Source organism: Thiocapsa sp. (assembly GCF_018399035.1).
Taxonomy (GTDB): domain Bacteria; phylum Pseudomonadota; class Gammaproteobacteria; order Chromatiales; family Chromatiaceae; genus Thiocapsa.
In genome coordinates this window covers 5,078,616-5,093,797 of the sequence record NZ_CP073760.1, presented here as the reverse complement: position 1 = coordinate 5,093,797, position 15,182 = coordinate 5,078,616, and the positions used below count along the sequence as shown (strand labels likewise).

Here is a 15,182-nt window from a genome sequence, read left to right as displayed (position 1 = left end):
CCGAGTGCTCGGTATACACTAGCGCCTCGCCGACTCGCAGACTCGATCCGACCTTCTTCCGCCCCCTTGCCGACAGACCCGATGGACCATCCCGCACAAGACACCTCGCCATTCGAGAGGGCAACCCATTCGCTCGAACGACTGGGCAACGACCTGCTGGCGTCCATGGCCTCGGACAATGCCGCCGGGACTGCGCCGACGGACGCCGCCGGACTCTTCAACGAAACCTTCTTCCTGAAGCTCGGGTTCTCCTTCATGGTCGGGCTGGCGCTCGGGTTTGCGCTGAAGATGGCCTTCAAGCTGGTGCTGCTGGTCGTCGGTCTCATCCTGCTCGGGGTCTTTGCCTTGCAGTATGCCGGCATTCTGGACGTGAACTGGTCCGGCCTCGAGATCCACTACAACGGCTGGGTCGACTGGCTCGGGGTCCATGCAGGCGCTTTTTTCGACTTCATCGGCGGCAACCTGACGAGTGCGGCATCCTTCATGGCCGGCTTGGTGATGGGCCTCAGGCTTTAAACCGCGTCCAGAGCGAGATGCTCACTTCCGAGTGAGTCCGAGGTTTGGCGCATCCACGGCCCTTAGCGGGGGGGACGCGGTTTAAACGACTTTATTTTTTAATCGCTTAAACCGCGCCGGCTTCAGCGGTCGTCAGGTCGGCGGCGGCCGATCCCATCCAAAAACATCGCATACCGCACCGGGTGCGGTTTAAGGGCGCGATTGATCTCGGCGAGGCGCACGGTGCGATCGAACAAGGGCTCGAGCGCCGCGTCGTGACTCACGAAGATCAAGCTCATCCGGGTCTCGGCACATTCCCGAAACAACAGTCGGATAAAGGCTTCGCGGCGATCCGAATCGAGCGCGGAGGTCGGCTCGTCGGCGATCAGGATCTCGGGCGAGCCCATGAGCGCGCGCGCCGCAGCGACGCGCTGCTGCTGCCCCACCGAGAGCTCGGCGACGGACCGCTTCGAGCGCGCGGGCTCGGCCATATCGAGATGGTCGAGCAAGCGCAGCGCCTCCTCTTCCAGACACCGCGCGGAGCGGCCGCCGCAGCCGGTGCGCTCCAGCACGCGCGCCCGACGCAGTCGCGAGAAGCGGCAGGGCAAGGTCACGTTCTCGACCAGCGACAGATAAGGGATCAGATTGAACATCTGAAAGACATAGCCGACATGGTCGGCCCTGAAATGGTCGCGCTTCACGCTACCCAGGCGCTCCATCGGCTGCCCGAGAATGCGCAGGCTCCCCTGCTCGGCCTTCACCACGCCGGCCAGAAGACTCAACAAGGTGGTCTTGCCGCTGCCGCTCGGACCCTCGATGAAGACGCGCTCGCCGCGCCCGATCTCGAGGTGGTCGATGGCGAGAACGACCGGCGCCCCGCGGCGCCATCGGAAGGCCAGATCGCGGATCGCGATGACCGGAGAAGGGTTCCCCCCGGGTTCCCCGGGGTTCCCCCGGGTTCCCAACGTCCCAACCGAGAGGGTCATATGCCAACTCCCCAGACTAATTTCACAGAACGGTCCTTGGATGTCTGGGTCAAGGATACTCGGAGTGGGGATGCTTCAGTTGATGCCTTTAAACGGATTGCGCACGATGAGACGCCCCTCGATACATTGGTCATGCCAGAGATCCGAGACCCGATTCTTCAGCATTGCCGCGTAGTATTCGTTCAACACCCGGGTGCTCACCACGAAGCGTGGATCAGACTCGACCAGCGCGCGCGCCAAGTCGCCTTTGGGATCCCGGGGAGTCTCCAGATGCGCGTAGACCCGGATGTTGGTATCCACGAAGGGCTCACCGTTCATGCAGTGCATCCCGATCGAAGATCGCCCGTTCATCGACCTTGAAGGTCCTGATGGGCCGCCATCAGGCTCCGGAAGCGCGCCTCTTCGGCTGCTGCAACGGGTGCAGGACGACCGCGCGCAGGTTCACGCTCGGGTTCTCGGGTGGCGGCAACTCCGGTCCAGTTGAATCGCTCGCAGGTCTGTTCCAGGATGCCAAGAAACGCCGCCCGGTCGCCATCGGCGTCGCCGAGAAAAATGCTGCGCCGCTCGTTACCGCGCGCCGTCACGTGATAGAGCGCGCCGGAGAATTCCAGCCGGAGGTGTAATCTAAACCGCGCCCAGTGCGGTATGCGATGTTTTGGGATGGGATCGGCCCCGGCGGATTTCAGAACCGCTGGAGCCGGCGCGGTTTAAGGTATTAAAAAATATAAAATTTTAAACCGCGCCCCCCGCGAAGGGTCGTGGATTCACCAAACTTCGAGCTCACTCGAAAGTGAGCATCTCGCTCTGGACGCGGTTTAATGCCTATGGATCACCCCGGAAGGACACCACCCATGATTGCAACCACCAAGATCCGCTCCACAAAGCACCGACAGACAGTGCAGCTTCCTCCGGGGAACAGGGTCGGGTCTTGGCAAGAGTCAAGACCCGACCCCGAACCCCACTCGCGAATCGCCAGGTCGACTCCCAACCTCAGAGAGGACACACACTCATGTTGAAGGTCTTTTGTTCGCCCGCGCGCTATGTGCAAGGTCGCGATGCGACCCTTGAGTTGGCTGCGGAACTGATCCGAATGGGTCTGACAGGCCATGTACTGTGCATTGCCGGACCGAGCGCGCGCCGACAGATCGAGCCGACACTGATCGACACCTTCGGCGCGCACGGCATCCCCTTCAGCATCCTGGACTTCGCGGGTCAATGCTCCGTCCCGGAGATCACGCGCTGCCGCGAAGCGGCCGAGCACGCGGAGGCCGCGGTGATCCTGGGCGCCGGTGGCGGCAAGGCGCTGGACACGGCGCGGGCGGTCGCCAACGCGCTGGATCTGCCGGTCGTCTGTTGCCCGACGGTCGCGGCGAGCGACGCCCCGTGCAGCGCCCTGTCCGTGGTCTACAGCCCCGATGGCATCTTCGAGAAATGCCTGTTCTATCGGCGCAACCCGGATTTGGTGCTGGTCGATACCGCCATCATCGCAAGGGCCCCGGTGCGCTATCTCATCGCCGGCATGGGCGATGCCCTGGCAACCTGGTTCGAGGCGGACACGACCCACCGCGCCTATAAGGCCAATACGGTCGGCGGGGCCGTCACCCTGGCCGCCATGGGGATCGCGCGACTCTGTTATCAGACCTTACTGCAGGATGGTCAGGCGGCGATCGCCGCGGTCCGCGAGGGCGCACTCACCCCGGCGGTCGAGCGCATCATCGAGGCCAACACGCTGCTGTCCGGACTGGGATTCGAGTCGGGCGGTCTCGCCGTCGCCCATGCTGTGCACAACGGTCTGACGGTGGCCCCGCAGACCCATGCCTATCTGCACGGCGAGAAGGTCGCATTCGGCACACTGGTCCAACTGGTGCTGGAAGATCGCGACTCCACCGAAATCCAGGACGTGATGGCCTTTTGCCGATCCGTCGGGCTGCCGATCTCACTCCAGGATCTCGGCATCGCGAGCCTGTCGTCCGAGCAGGCGCGGGAAATTGCCGAGCGCGCCATCGCTCCGGGCGAAAGCTCGCACAACGAGCCCTTCGCGCTCAGCGTCGCCGACATGCAGGATGCACTCTTCGCTGCCGACGCGATCGGTCGAGACTTCGCCGCCCGCCACGCGTGACGCGCCATTGAGCGCCGTCGGCGCGGCTTCGGTTGTGTGCGCGGACACACCTCCCTGAACGACCGCACGGGCGTCGGGGTCGGGTCTCTCCTTTTGCCCGTAAGGTCAGACGAAACAACGCCGAAACCCAAGAGCCGACGCAGCAAGAAGAAGCTTAACGCTATGATTAAATATCCCTTTCACCTAAACCGCGTCCAGAGCGAGATGCTCACTTTCGAGTGAGCTCGAAGTTTGGTGAATCCACGACCCTTAGCGGGGGGACGCGGTTTAAAATTTTATATTTTTTAATACTTTAAACCGCGCCGGCTCCAGCGGCTCTGAAATCCGCCGGGGCCGATCCCATCCAAAAACATCGCATACCGCACTGGGCGCGGTTTAAACCGCGCCAACTCCAGCGGCGTTTGTCGCGCAGCGTTCGCAGCCCCTGAAACCGTCCGGCGCAACACCGGCGCGGTTTAGAGCGGCACGAAGGTCACGACGGGCGCACGCGGGGTGAGCTCCGCGCCACCCTGCCCCTCCGCGGTCACGTACTGAAACAGGACGCGCTCCAGGGCCGGAAAGCCCGAGAAGAGGCCGAGCGCGGCCGAGCCCAACTCCCCGGGTCTGTCGCAGACAAAGCTGTAGTGCACGACAAAGTCCGCGTGTCCGTCCTCGCCGTGATCGGCGTCGTGATCGTGCGCGTGCTTCGCCCCGTGGCCTTGCCCGGCATCGGCGAACTCGGCATCGATCTCCGCAGTTTCCAGCCGACAACCGGCCTCGATGTTCAGGCGGATCATGGCATCGCCGGCCATGAGGTTCTGCTTGGCCAACGCGAGTGTCGCGCGCTCCTCGTCGGTGCGCGGTGCGCGCTCGAAACCGATCAGACTCGCCGCGGGGCTCGTCAGCTCGATCAGAACCTTGTCGCCCTCGGCCGCAAGCGTCATGTGGGCTATCCCGTGGACATGGGCGCCCTGCCGACGCTGTCCGGTGTCCTCGGCCGAAGCACTCGCGACGGCGAGACACATCGTGATTGCCGTCAAGGAGACGGCGTAGGTGCGAATTCGATTCATAGTGTCTCCTCGATGGCCAGGAACAGTTCACCAATGCGTTAAACGAGTCCATCAACACGTTAGCCTTGCTCGAAACTCCGGCCATCGTGGCACGTGGAGCAGAGCGCCAGGGGCATGCGTGACACCGCAGAGCGGATGTCACGAGCGAACACCTTAGATAAACTGGTAGGATGGGTAGAGCGTCAGCGAAACCCATCCTCCAAACCGCCGCGTTGCCGGGTTTCGGTCTGATACCCTTGGCGCGGGCTGGATGGGTTTCGCTTCGCTCTACCCATCCTATGTGTTTCGGTTGTTTCTGAATCGTTCCTTGGCCCTGTCGTCGTTGTCGTTGTCGTTCAATTCGTTGAGGACGCGTGACTCACCGCCCCTTCTGCGCACACCCTGCACAGGTCCCGAGCACTTCCACCACGCGCCGCTGCGGTTGAAAACCGCTCATGCTGGCCGCGCAGCCGAGGCTGCGTGCGATCGCCTCGTCCTCGAGCTCGGTGACCTCGCCACAGCTGTTGCAGATGAGAAACTGACTCGAATGCGGATGCTCGGGATGGTTGCAGCCGACGAAGGCATGCAGGCTTTCGAGCTTGTGCACCAAACCCTGCACGAGAAGAAAGTCGAGTGCGCGGTAGACCGTCGGCGGGGCCAGTGTGCGGGAGCCTTCGCGCATGGCATCGAGGATCTCGTAGGCACCCAAGGGACGGGCCGAGGCGCAGAGGATCGCGAGGACTCGGCGCCGCTGGGCGGTAAGTCTCACGCCGCGGGCCCGACAGAGGGCATCGGCGCGATCGAGCACTGTGTTCTCGGATATCGAGGTCATCCGCTTATCCTCCCGCTTCGGTCACCGGCAAACGTCGCCGTACTCGGCGCCGTGCAAGAACGCGGCTGAGCACGGCGGAGACGACATAAACGCTCCCGGCCAACAAGATCATGGTCGGTCCCGCGGGCAGGTCCGGCCCGTAGGAGAGCGCCAAGCCCGCGGAGGTGAAGAAGCCTCCGAGCAGGGTTGCGATCAGCATCATACCGCCGAGCGAGTGGACGTAATGACCGGCGATCGCCGCCGGAAGGGTCAGCAGCGCGATCACCAGGATCAGGCCGACCACCTGAATCAGCAAGACCACGGTCACCGCCACCAAGCACAGCAGAAGGAGATAGAAGAAGGCGACGGGCACGCCGCGCAGCCGGGCAAACTCCTCGTCGAAGGTCACGGCGAGCAACTGGCGGTAGAAGAGCATCACAGTGATCAGCAGAACCAGATCAAGGCCGGCCATGAACCAAAGCTCGCGGCGCGGAACCAGCAGGATGTTCCCGAACAGAAAGCTCATGAGATCGGTTGTGTAGCCGGGCGTCTTGGCGATGAAGAGGATCCCGATCGCCATGCCGATCGCCCAGAGCGCGCCGATCAGGGTGTCTTCCTGCGCGTTCCAGGCGAGCCGTACCCCGCCGATCAGCAAGGCCGAGAGCACGGCGGCGGCGAGCGCACCGAGCAAGGGGTCGAAGCCGAAATAGAGTGCAGCACCCATCCCGCCCAAGACCGAGTGCGCGATTCCGCCGGCCATGAAGGCAATGCGCTTGACCACCACGAAGGTCCCGATCACGCCGCAGCCGAGGCTGGCGAGGAGTCCTGCCAGCAGGGCCGTTTGCAGGAAGGCGTGTTGGCCGAGCGCCTGGATGAACTCCTGCATGGGATCAGTGCCCCTGGTGACCGAGGTGGTGAGCGAATCCGTGCTCGGATCCGGCGTGCGCGACGTGTCGAATATTGTCGCCGTAGAGCTGATGGATCAGATCGCCGTCGACCCGTTCGGTCGTATGGCAGACCAGGGTACGGTTGAGGCAGGCAACACGATCGACATAACCCGAGATAAAGGCGATGTCGTGCGAGACGACCAGAATGGTCAGGCGCGCGTTGAGGCGCGCGAGCAAGTCGAAGATGTCGCCTTCCATGCGTTGGTCGATGTTGGCCGTAGGCTCGTCGAGGATCAGGATCAGCGGCTCGGCGACCAGTGCGCGGGCGAGCAGAACACGCTGCAGCTGGCCGCCCGAGAGGGTCCCGATGCGCCGACGCACTAGATCCAGCGCCTCGACCTCGGCCAGCGCTTGGCGCGCCGCGGTGCGGTCGCTCGAGCGGTACCAGCCGAGCATCGGGCCGAAGCCGAGCCGTCCGGTCAGGACCACCTGCTCGACCGAGATCGGGAAGTCCCGCGGAAAGGTCGGAAATTGGGGCACATAGCCGACCCGTCGCACCGCTTGGCGCGGCGCCTGCCCGAGAACCTGAATGCTCCCCTGCTGCGGCTCGAGGAGTCCGAGCACAAGCCGCAGGAGCGTGCTCTTGCCGCCGGCATTGGGGCCGACCAGACCGACGAACTCGCCGTCGAGGATCTCCAGATCGACACCCTCGAGGACCGGCGACTCGCCATAGGAGAAGCCGAGATCCCGGATCGCGATGACAGGTTGTTTTGGGGGTTCCGCCTGCGGCTCGCCCCGGCCGGGGATCATGGCGCGCCGGCCCCCGCAATGAGCTCGGCAACCTGCCGAAGATTCTCGAAATAGTCGCCCGACAAGGGATCGATCACCGCGACCTGTCCGCCGATCGATCGCGCGACCTGCTCGGCGGACGCCGGGTTGAGCTGCGGCTGCACGAAGATGACCCGAATGCCCTCCCGCCGAGCCTGCTCGATCATGGCGGTCAAGGCACGCGCACCCGGCTCCTTGCCCTCGCGCTCGATCGCGACCTGCTCCAGTGCGTAGTCCTCGGCGAAGTAGCCCCAAGCCGGGTGGTACACCATGAATCGGCGGTTCTCCACACCCGAGAGTCGCGCGCGAATCTCGGTATCGAGTGCATCCAAGTCGGCGGCAAAGCGAGCGTCGTTGGCGGCGAAGTCCGCGGCGTACTCCGGGGCCAGATCGGCCAGCGCATCGCGGATTCGGGCACCCATGATCTTCACGCGAGCGGGGCTCGTCCAGACGTGGGGGTCGAAGTCGCCGTGATCATGGCCATGACCATGGTCGTCGTGGTCGTGCCCCGCATCCTTGCGGCGCACCTCGAGGCCGTCTCGAGCATCGAGCACACGCATGCCGGGATTTGCCGCCAGCAGGCGGGGCATCCAGGCATCCTCGAAGCCGACACCGACGCGCACGTAGAGATCGGCATCGGCCAAGGCGGCGATCCGGCGCGCGGTCGGCTCGTAGGCATGCGGGTCTTGGCCGGGCCGCACCAAGGCGTCGACGCGGACATGGTCACCCCCAATGCGCGACACGAAGGTCTCCAGCGGGGCCACCGTGACGAAGACCGTCAGCGGATCCTTCGCGTGCGCGAGGCAGGGGATCAAGAGCAGAATCAAGAAGAGGCGACGCAGCATCGGTGGATTGCCCTCGTTGGATCGGCCATCGTCAAGCCGCTGGGTACAATATAACGTCTCGTACTGCCTGACTAGAGAAGCGGCGCAGAGACTCGGCGCCTCCCGCTTTCAGACCGACCTCGGATACACTGTCGGCACGATCGGTCGACGGAAGGAAGCCTGCCATGAGCTCTGTTGTCGAGCTTAACGAATTGCTCTGGGCCGCCGGCCTCAGCCTCTACGTCCTCGCGGTCCTCTTCGTGACCCGGATTCCTTACCGGGCGATGGTCGCCCGCGGCATGGAGCCGATCCGCGCGGTCTACTACAACCGCAAGATCGTGCACATGCTGGCCGGCGGCGTCGGGTCCTTGATGGTCCCGTTGGTCTTCACTAGCCCCTGGTATCCGCTGATCTGCGGGCTCCTGCTGACACTGCTGACGTACGGCGCCCATGCCACCGGTCTGCGGTTTTATTGGTTCCAGACCGACGAAAACCGCAACGACGTCAAGTTTGCACTCATGTGGGCCCTGTCGGTCTCGCTCCTGTGGTGGCTGCTCGATAACCCCTGGCTCGCCATCCTCCCGGCGCTCTACATGGCCTTCGGCGACGGGGTGACCGGGATCGCGCGCAATTTGATGGTGCGGCGCCGGTCCAAGAGTCCGATCGGCAATGTCTTCATGCTGATCGTCTGCGCGCCCATGGGCTGGGTCATCGGCGGACTCGCCGAGCCCGCCATCCCGGTCTGGGGCCTGATCTCGGCGATCGTGGCGACCTGGATCGAGCGCTACGAGCTCGGCCCCATCGACGACAACGTGCTGATCACGGTCGCCGCATCGGCGGTGCTTCTCCTCGGGACCTATGTCGGCCCTTTGGTGTAACGTACCGGCACGCCCAAGCGCATCGGACCATCAAAACACGCGTGTCAACGCGAGCCCGGCGAGAATCAGAAACACCACCCCGCTCAGTTGATGGAGTCGATGCAGCGGCATGACCTGCAACAGGCGGCATCCGACCCAGACACCGAGCGCGGAGGTCAGCGCCAACGCCAGGGTTGCACCGGTCCAAACCGCGACGGGCGGCAGGGTGACGGCCAAGCCGGCGACTGCGAGCTGGGTCTTATCGCCCATCTCTGCAAGAAAGATCATCGAGAAGGTCGCCATGACGATGCTGTTGTGGCTCCAGTTGCGCTGCGGCGCGTCCTCGTCGGCCTCTTCGGCGCGCAGCGCGAGCACCCCGAAGACCGCGAACAGGATGGCGACGACGCCCGCCAGGACCCGCTCCGGGATCCACTGCGCGAGGCCTACGCCGAAAGCGACGGCAAGGCTGTTCAAGACGACGAAGGCCGCCACCGCCCCGATCAAGACGGGCCATCGGCGATGGCGGGCCGCCAAGGTCATACAGACCAACTGGGATTTGTCGCCCAACTCGGCAAGAAAGATCACGCCGAAGGTCGTGACTGCGGCCCACAGCCACCCGGAGAGCTCGGACAGGGCAAGATCGCTCACCGCAATGCCCTCCGCGCGCAGCGGATGTCGCCGAACATCGGTCGAGGCTCGCCGCAGGGCACGGCACTGAAGATACGGCGCGCAGAGACGAGTCGTCTCGGGCGGCAAGAAAGCGCGGGGAGTGGAGGCATGAAGTGATGTCGCCGGGGGTCGGGCAAGAAAACCGAGGACACGGCGTCACGCGCCCGACCCCTCGTCGGACATGATACCGCACCCAAGGTCTCGTCAAGCCGACCGGCCGCGCGTGCCACGGCGTCACCGCCAAGTGTGTTGACACGAGCCCCTCGCGCATGACGGATGTCACGACGCAAGGGCGACTACTCCCCTCGAGAGGCCGGGAATGTAGCGAGCCGCCGCGGTACTGTCAACGGCACTCGCGCCCGGCATAAACCGCCGTCGTGCCCTGACCGAGCCTTTCCCGGCAACCGCTCTCCCGGTTAGGATCCACAACCGACCGCACCCTACAGGAGACGCTCTCGATGCCCGGCACGACACCGAAATCCCCGACAAGGCTTCTGCCGCTTTGCGCGTTGCTTGCGGCCCTTTGCATAGTCCCCGCCGCCGCGCAGGACCAGCCCCCGACCGGCGAGGTCACGGGCGCCAAGATGCTCAGCCATCCGAGCTGGTTCAAAGAGAGTTTTCTCGACCTCCCCGAGGACGTGAGCGAGGCCGCGGAATCCGGCAAGCACGTCATCCTCGTCATGGAAATGAACGGCTGCCCCTACTGCTACAAGCTGGTCCAGGAGAACTTTGCGACGGCGCCCTATCGCGATTTCATCCAGGAGCATTTCGACGTCATTGCCCTGAACACGAAGGGCGATCGCGAGGTCGCCGTGACCGAGGAGATGTCGATGTCCGAAAAGGAGCTCGCGGAGCTCTATCAGGTACGCTTCACCCCGACGGTCGTCTTTCTGGATGCATCCAACCGTCCGGTCGCACGCGTCAGCGGCTATCGCAATCGCGATGACTTCAAGGTCGTCCTCGACTATGTGCAGGAACGCGCCTACCTGCAACAGACCTTGAACGACTATGCCGCCGCCAAACGCCCGAGCGAGGTCTACAGCTTCCGAGAGCATCCGCAGATCCAGACGATCGAGGATCTCGCCGGGGTCGCCGACCGCCCTCTCGCGCTCTTGTTCGAGGACGTCGCCTGCGTGGCCTGCGACGAGCTGCACGAGGGCCACTTGGCCGACCCCGAGATCCGCGACATCCTGAAGGGCCTGGCCCTCGTGCGTCTCGACACCCGATCCGAGACACCCATCATCGACCCCATGGGCAACGCAACCACACCCAAGGCGCTCGCCGCGTCTCTGGGCATCCAGTACACCCCGAGCATCGTGCTCTTCGACCGGGGACGGGAGATCACCCGTATCGAGAGCCTGCTCTACCGCTACCACTTCGGCGGCGTCTTGGAGTATGTCGCCGACCGCCACTACGAGCGTTATCCGGCCAGTCCCTTCGACTATATCGACGTGAAGACCGCCGAGCTCACCGCAGCGGGCAAGGACGTCTCGATCGCCGACGAGTGAGGCGCCACGGACACGGGGACTATCGAGCCGGAGCCCTGGCACGCCGCGCGACGCTGACCATCCGGGTCACCTTCGCGCGGTCCTTGTCGAGCCAGTCCGTCGAGGCGTCGAACAGCGGCAGAGCATTCTTCTCGCGTTCAAAGAGTTAAGTGCGACTTTAGATCTGGCTCACCGAATGCTTTCTATGGTCCAAGCCGCCGCCCGCTAAGGAGCGTTTCAAAAATAAGCAAACAACTCGACGGGTGAATGCCTTTTCACGGTTGTCGTTGTCGTTGTCGATTACGACAACGACAACGACAACGATTTTCGGGGCGATGCCCGAGTCCAGTATCGATGCCGCCGAAGACGCTCGCCGAGAGCGACACGTACCACTGAGGAGCGACGACCATGCTCTGCGTTTTGGAGGAGAGGTTTCCACATGCCATCAAACGGCTTCATCTCGTCTGGGGCGACCCCGACGCGTTTGACGAGATGTTCTCCGATCTCATCCTCGATAAACGCGGAGACCGTACCGGCTGGCCTCTCGATGCCTGGGCAGAACTGAATTTTCTTCAGTCCGTGCATCACTTAGCGTACGGTGTCGCGCAATATCGCGCGTTTCAGCCCGATCCGTTCGACCCAAGCTGGATTCGATGAGCGTCAACCCAAGGATACCAACCCATGCAAGCACTCGAGCAAACACGCGTGCGATCAAGTCTGATCATCACCGGCGTCGTCTTGCTGACGGTCTCCGGTTGCGGCGGCAACCTGGTCGCGCCGGATAGTCTGATCGAAAAGCCGGGTGTGGAGGGTTTCTACAATCAAATCGCCAATGCCTGCGGACATCATTCGCTCGGCAACCAGCCCCTGAACTATCTCATCAACATCAGCAGCGGCGACGACAACGACTATTTCCTCGACGAGACCAGCAAGCTGTACTACGGTCGCATCGACCGCAACACCTACGCGACCGACATCAACGGCTTCTTCCCGACGGGCACGAACAACCCTGCGTTGAACTGCATCTATGCGCAGCTCGACCAAGCACCGCCGCCTTGATCCGGTGCGCAATCCTGCCGGTGCGCTCTAATCTCCCGTCGAGACGCCGATCCTCGTTCGGTGCGGTGACGTGATGAGCGGGGCGCATCCGGATCGCCGACCGCGCTACGCAGCGCATCGCTACGACGACGACCTGCTCCTGAAGACCCCGATCCTGCTCTGGCTGACGCTGGTCTTCCTGGTGCGCCATCTGCTGCTTCTGGGGATCACCTTTCTGCCGACGACCGGGGAGGAGATCGAAGTGCTGCGCAATCTCGTGCGGCCCGAGCTCCTCTTCGCCGATCTCCCGGCAGCGCTCGTGCTGGCTGCCGGATTTCGACGACGGCGACCCTGCCCCGGCTGGGTGCGCGGGATATGGCAACGCGCACGGGAGATCCTCACGCTGTCGATCTTCATCTATCTCGGCGTCCTGCTGACGGTCCTCACGGACTCGAGCCAGCCATTGCGCGATGCGATCGACGAGCTGCTTTTGGCCTCGCTGCTGCTGAGTCTCGCGGTGCCCTTCTATCTTTGGCGCTCGCGCCTCGTCGCGGATGTGGTGCGGGACTGTCCGAGGGCCGGGGACGCGTGAGACATCCCGACCATCAGCCCGACGATCAACCGAGCCACTGGAGCGTTCTGGGATCCGGGATCTGCGCCCTGATCCTGACCTTGGGCGTGGCGCGCTTCGCCTACACACCCATGATCCCGGTCCTGCAAAGCGAGACCGGCATGGGCGAGGCCCTCGCCGGCTGGCTCGCCGGGTGGAACTATCTCGGCTACTTGTCCGGGGTCCTGATCGTCAGCCGACTCAGGGATCTTCGGATCAAGGACCGGCTCTATCGCGGAGGTCTGCTCTTGGCCGTGATCACGACCCTCATGATGGCGATGGGAGAGTCGCCGATCCTCTGGGGCGTCAGCCGTTACCTGGCGGGACTGAGCAGTGCCGCGGGGCTGATGCTGGGCTCGGGTCTGATCCTCAACTGGCTGATCCGACATGATCATCGCAGCGAGCTGGGGGTGCACTTCAGCGGGATCGGATTGGGGATCGTGGTCGGCGTCCTGGTGGTCGCGGGCGCGGGTCTGGTCTGGTCCTGGCAAGGTCAGTGGCTCGCCCTGACGTTGGTCGGCGCCGTGCTGCTGATCCCCGCGTGGCTGGGGTTGCCCACGCCCGATCGCGGTCAGCCGCTCGCGCCCCGCCACCTCGGCGCCGCGCCCGAGCCCGGCGCATCCTGGTTGTGGCTGCTCCAAGGCGCCTATGTCTGCGCCGGATTCGGCTATGTCATCAATGCGACCTTCACGGTCTTGATCACCGAGCAGCAGCCGATCCTGCAGGGCTTGGGGGATTGGATGTGGCTCCTCGTCGGCGTGGCCGCGATTCCCGCACCGATCCTCTGGGATCGCATCGCCCGTCGCCTGGGTTATCTGCGCACGCTCCAGGTCGCCTACGGTTTGCAGATCGTCGGGATCGTCCTGCCGGTCGTCAGCGGATCGCTCGTGGCCGCGATCCTCAGCGCCGCACTGTTCGGATTCACATTCATCGGCATTGTCTCCTTGGTCCTGACCATGGTCGGGGTGCGCTATCCCGCGCATCCGGCGCAGATCATGGCGCGCTTGACCCTCGGTTACGGGATCGCCCAGATCCTCGGCCCCGTCCTCGCGGGCGAGGTCGCCGAGATCAGCGGAACCTTCGACGGATCTCTGCTGGTCGTGGCCGGATTGATGGTGCTCGGGTTAATCTGTCTGCAGATCATGACCCGGCTCGCGCCGCATCCGCCCCCGAAAACACACACACACCAAGGGCCGACATGACGACACGCACCCGCGCATCGAAACGCGAGATCTTCGGTTGGGCGATGTTCGACTTCGCCAACCAAGCCTATACGCTGCTGATCATCACGGTCGTCTTCGGCGACCTCTTCACGCGCGTGATCGTCGGCGATGCCCCGGATTATCGCCTCGGCAATCTGCTCTGGAGCCTGGCGCTTTCCACCAGCTATCTGTTGGTGGTGATTTGCTCCCCGGTGGCCGGCGCCATCATGGATTACACGGCGAGCAAGAAACGCTTTCTCTTTGCGAGTTATCTGCTGACGGTGGTCGCGACGGCGGCGCTCTATTTCGTCGCGCCAGGCTATGCCCTGCTCGGCGTGCTGCTCCTGATCATCTCGAACTTTGCCTACTCGATCGGCGAGGCCTTTATCGCGAGCTTCCTGCCCGGGCTCGGTCCGCCCGAAGATCTCGGCAAGATCTCCGGATTCGGTTGGGCGTTGGGCTATGTCGGCGGCATGGTCTCGGCGGTCTTCGTGCTGCTGGTCCTGGGCGATGTCAGCGCCGAGAACTTCGAGCGGATCCGTTGGGTCGGTCCCTGGGCCGCCGCCTTCTTCCTGATTGCGGCCATTCCGACCTTTCTCTGGGTGCGCGAGCGCGGTCGGGCACGCGCCCTGCCGCCCGGGACCGGCCTGATGCGAATGGGCATCGCACGGGTCCGCCAGACGCTGACCCATCTGCGCACCCATCGCGATCTGGGCGTGCTGTTCATCTCGGTCTTCTTCTCGATGAGCGGCATCTACATCATCATCGCCTACGCCTTCATCTACGGCGCGCAGGTGATCGGCTGGGATGCCTCGGTGCGCACACTGATGTTTGTCCTGGTGCAGATCACCGCGGCCGTCGGTGCGCTCGGATTCGGTTTCATCCAGGATCGTCTCGGTGCGCTGCGGACCTATGTGATCACCCTGGTCATGTGGATACTGGCGATCGCGCTCATCTATCTCACGCCGCTCCTGAGCGAGCTGGCGCGCGATGTCCTGGGACGCGATTGGCCGGCCCAGTACATCTTCCTGGTGGTCGGCTGCGTGGCGGGCCTGAGCCTCGGCGCCTGTCAGTCGGCCACCCGAACCCTGGTCGGACTCTTCTCGCCGCTGTCGCGCTCGGGCGAGCTCTTCGGCTTCTGGGGCCTGTCGATGAAGCTGGCCGGGATGTTCGGATTGCTTGCGATCGGACTCCTGCAGGTCCTGGTGGGCCTGCAGACCGCGATCCTGTTCTGCGTGCTCTTGTTCGCGGTCGCCCTGGTGGTCGCCTTACGCGTCGACGAGCGTCGCGGACGTGCGGTGGCCGAGGCGCATGATGCGGGTGAATTGGTCTGGTAGACCC

At 64.0% G+C, this 15,182-nt stretch carries 18 protein-coding genes; 10 read left to right on the top strand and 8 right to left on the bottom strand.

Features of this window, described 5'->3' with window-relative positions; translation table 11 throughout:
• Window positions 1-81 precede the first annotated feature (81 nt).
• Window positions 82-516 carry an FUN14 domain-containing protein gene (locus KFB96_RS23275; protein ID WP_300970857.1) on the top strand — a complete coding sequence of 145 codons (435 nt, stop codon included), beginning with the start codon at window positions 82-84 and terminating at the stop codon, window positions 514-516.
• Between the two features lie 122 nt (window positions 517-638).
• On the opposite strand, the gene KFB96_RS23270 is transcribed toward KFB96_RS23275, so the two are convergent.
• Window positions 639-1,481, bottom strand: coding sequence for an ABC transporter ATP-binding protein (locus tag KFB96_RS23270; RefSeq protein ID WP_300970855.1), 843 nt, complete (start codon window positions 1,479-1,481; stop codon window positions 639-641).
• 75 nt (window positions 1,482-1,556) lie between these two features.
• Window positions 1,557-1,799, bottom strand: coding sequence for a hypothetical protein (locus KFB96_RS23265; protein ID WP_213456355.1), 243 nt, complete (start codon window positions 1,797-1,799; stop codon window positions 1,557-1,559).
• 38 nt (window positions 1,800-1,837) lie between these two features.
• Here KFB96_RS23265 and KFB96_RS23260 point away from each other — a divergent pair, with 38 nt between their 5' ends.
• Both KFB96_RS23260 and KFB96_RS23255 read left to right on the top strand, forming a co-directional pair.
• Window positions 1,838-2,104, top strand: coding sequence for a hypothetical protein (locus tag KFB96_RS23260; RefSeq protein ID WP_213456357.1), 267 nt, complete (start codon window positions 1,838-1,840; stop codon window positions 2,102-2,104).
• A 386-nt stretch (window positions 2,105-2,490) separates the two neighbouring features.
• Entirely contained in the window at window positions 2,491-3,600 is a 1,110-nt protein-coding gene (locus tag KFB96_RS23255) for a glycerol dehydrogenase (protein WP_213456358.1), read from the top strand.
• Between the two features lie 455 nt (window positions 3,601-4,055).
• Here the strand turns inward: KFB96_RS23255 and KFB96_RS23250 are convergent, their stop codons facing one another.
• The 5 genes from KFB96_RS23250 to KFB96_RS23230 form a co-directional block, all read right to left on the bottom strand.
• Window positions 4,056-4,649, bottom strand: coding sequence for a DUF2796 domain-containing protein (locus KFB96_RS23250; RefSeq protein WP_213456360.1), 594 nt, complete (start codon window positions 4,647-4,649; stop codon window positions 4,056-4,058).
• Between the two features lie 358 nt (window positions 4,650-5,007).
• Window positions 5,008-5,460: a transcriptional repressor gene (locus KFB96_RS23245; protein WP_213456362.1), complete on the bottom strand. Its 453-nt coding sequence runs from the start codon at window positions 5,458-5,460 to the stop codon at window positions 5,008-5,010.
• Window positions 5,461-5,464: 4 nt separating this feature from the next.
• Entirely contained in the window at window positions 5,465-6,325 is an 861-nt protein-coding gene (locus tag KFB96_RS23240) for a metal ABC transporter permease (RefSeq protein WP_213456364.1), read from the bottom strand.
• Window positions 6,326-6,329: 4 nt separating this feature from the next.
• Window positions 6,330-7,136 carry an ABC transporter ATP-binding protein gene (locus KFB96_RS23235; protein ID WP_213456366.1) on the bottom strand — a complete coding sequence of 269 codons (807 nt, stop codon included), beginning with the start codon at window positions 7,134-7,136 and terminating at the stop codon, window positions 6,330-6,332.
• Complete coding sequence (locus tag KFB96_RS23230; RefSeq protein ID WP_213456368.1) at window positions 7,133-7,999, bottom strand: zinc ABC transporter substrate-binding protein; 867 nt, start codon at window positions 7,997-7,999, stop codon at window positions 7,133-7,135. The genes KFB96_RS23235 and KFB96_RS23230 overlap by 4 nt, the downstream gene beginning before the upstream one ends.
• 164 nt (window positions 8,000-8,163) lie before the next feature.
• Here KFB96_RS23230 and KFB96_RS23225 point away from each other — a divergent pair, with 164 nt between their 5' ends.
• Window positions 8,164-8,856 carry a hypothetical protein gene (locus tag KFB96_RS23225; protein ID WP_213456371.1) on the top strand — a complete coding sequence of 231 codons (693 nt, stop codon included), beginning with the start codon at window positions 8,164-8,166 and terminating at the stop codon, window positions 8,854-8,856.
• A 30-nt stretch (window positions 8,857-8,886) separates the two neighbouring features.
• Here KFB96_RS23225 and KFB96_RS23220 read toward each other — a convergent pair whose 3' ends face one another.
• Window positions 8,887-9,483 carry a TMEM165/GDT1 family protein gene (locus tag KFB96_RS23220; protein WP_213456373.1) on the bottom strand — a complete coding sequence of 199 codons (597 nt, stop codon included), beginning with the start codon at window positions 9,481-9,483 and terminating at the stop codon, window positions 8,887-8,889.
• Between the two features lie 479 nt (window positions 9,484-9,962).
• Between KFB96_RS23220 and KFB96_RS23215 the strand changes: the two genes are divergently transcribed.
• From KFB96_RS23215 to KFB96_RS23190, 6 genes are all read left to right on the top strand, one after another.
• On the top strand, window positions 9,963-11,012 hold the full coding sequence (locus KFB96_RS23215; protein ID WP_213456375.1) for a thioredoxin fold domain-containing protein: 1,050 nt from the start codon (window positions 9,963-9,965) through the stop codon (window positions 11,010-11,012).
• A gap of 387 nt (window positions 11,013-11,399) precedes the next feature.
• Window positions 11,400-11,648 (top strand): hypothetical protein, encoded by a 249-nt coding sequence (locus KFB96_RS23210; protein ID WP_213456377.1) that lies wholly within the window; start codon window positions 11,400-11,402, stop codon window positions 11,646-11,648.
• 24 nt (window positions 11,649-11,672) lie between these two features.
• Complete coding sequence (locus KFB96_RS23205; RefSeq protein ID WP_213456379.1) at window positions 11,673-12,050, top strand: hypothetical protein; 378 nt, start codon at window positions 11,673-11,675, stop codon at window positions 12,048-12,050.
• 73 nt (window positions 12,051-12,123) lie between these two features.
• Window positions 12,124-12,621 (top strand): DUF2919 family protein, encoded by a 498-nt coding sequence (locus KFB96_RS23200; protein WP_213456381.1) that lies wholly within the window; start codon window positions 12,124-12,126, stop codon window positions 12,619-12,621.
• The gene (locus KFB96_RS23195; protein WP_213456383.1) at window positions 12,618-13,841 is read left to right on the top strand and encodes a YbfB/YjiJ family MFS transporter; all 1,224 of its coding nucleotides are present in this window, start codon (window positions 12,618-12,620) and stop codon (window positions 13,839-13,841) included. Before KFB96_RS23200 ends, KFB96_RS23195 begins: the two co-directional genes overlap by 4 nt.
• A complete protein-coding gene (locus KFB96_RS23190; RefSeq protein ID WP_213456384.1) occupies window positions 13,838-15,178 on the top strand; it encodes an MFS transporter in 1,341 nt (446 codons plus the stop codon). Before KFB96_RS23195 ends, KFB96_RS23190 begins: the two co-directional genes overlap by 4 nt.
• Window positions 15,179-15,182: the final 4 nt, after the last annotated feature.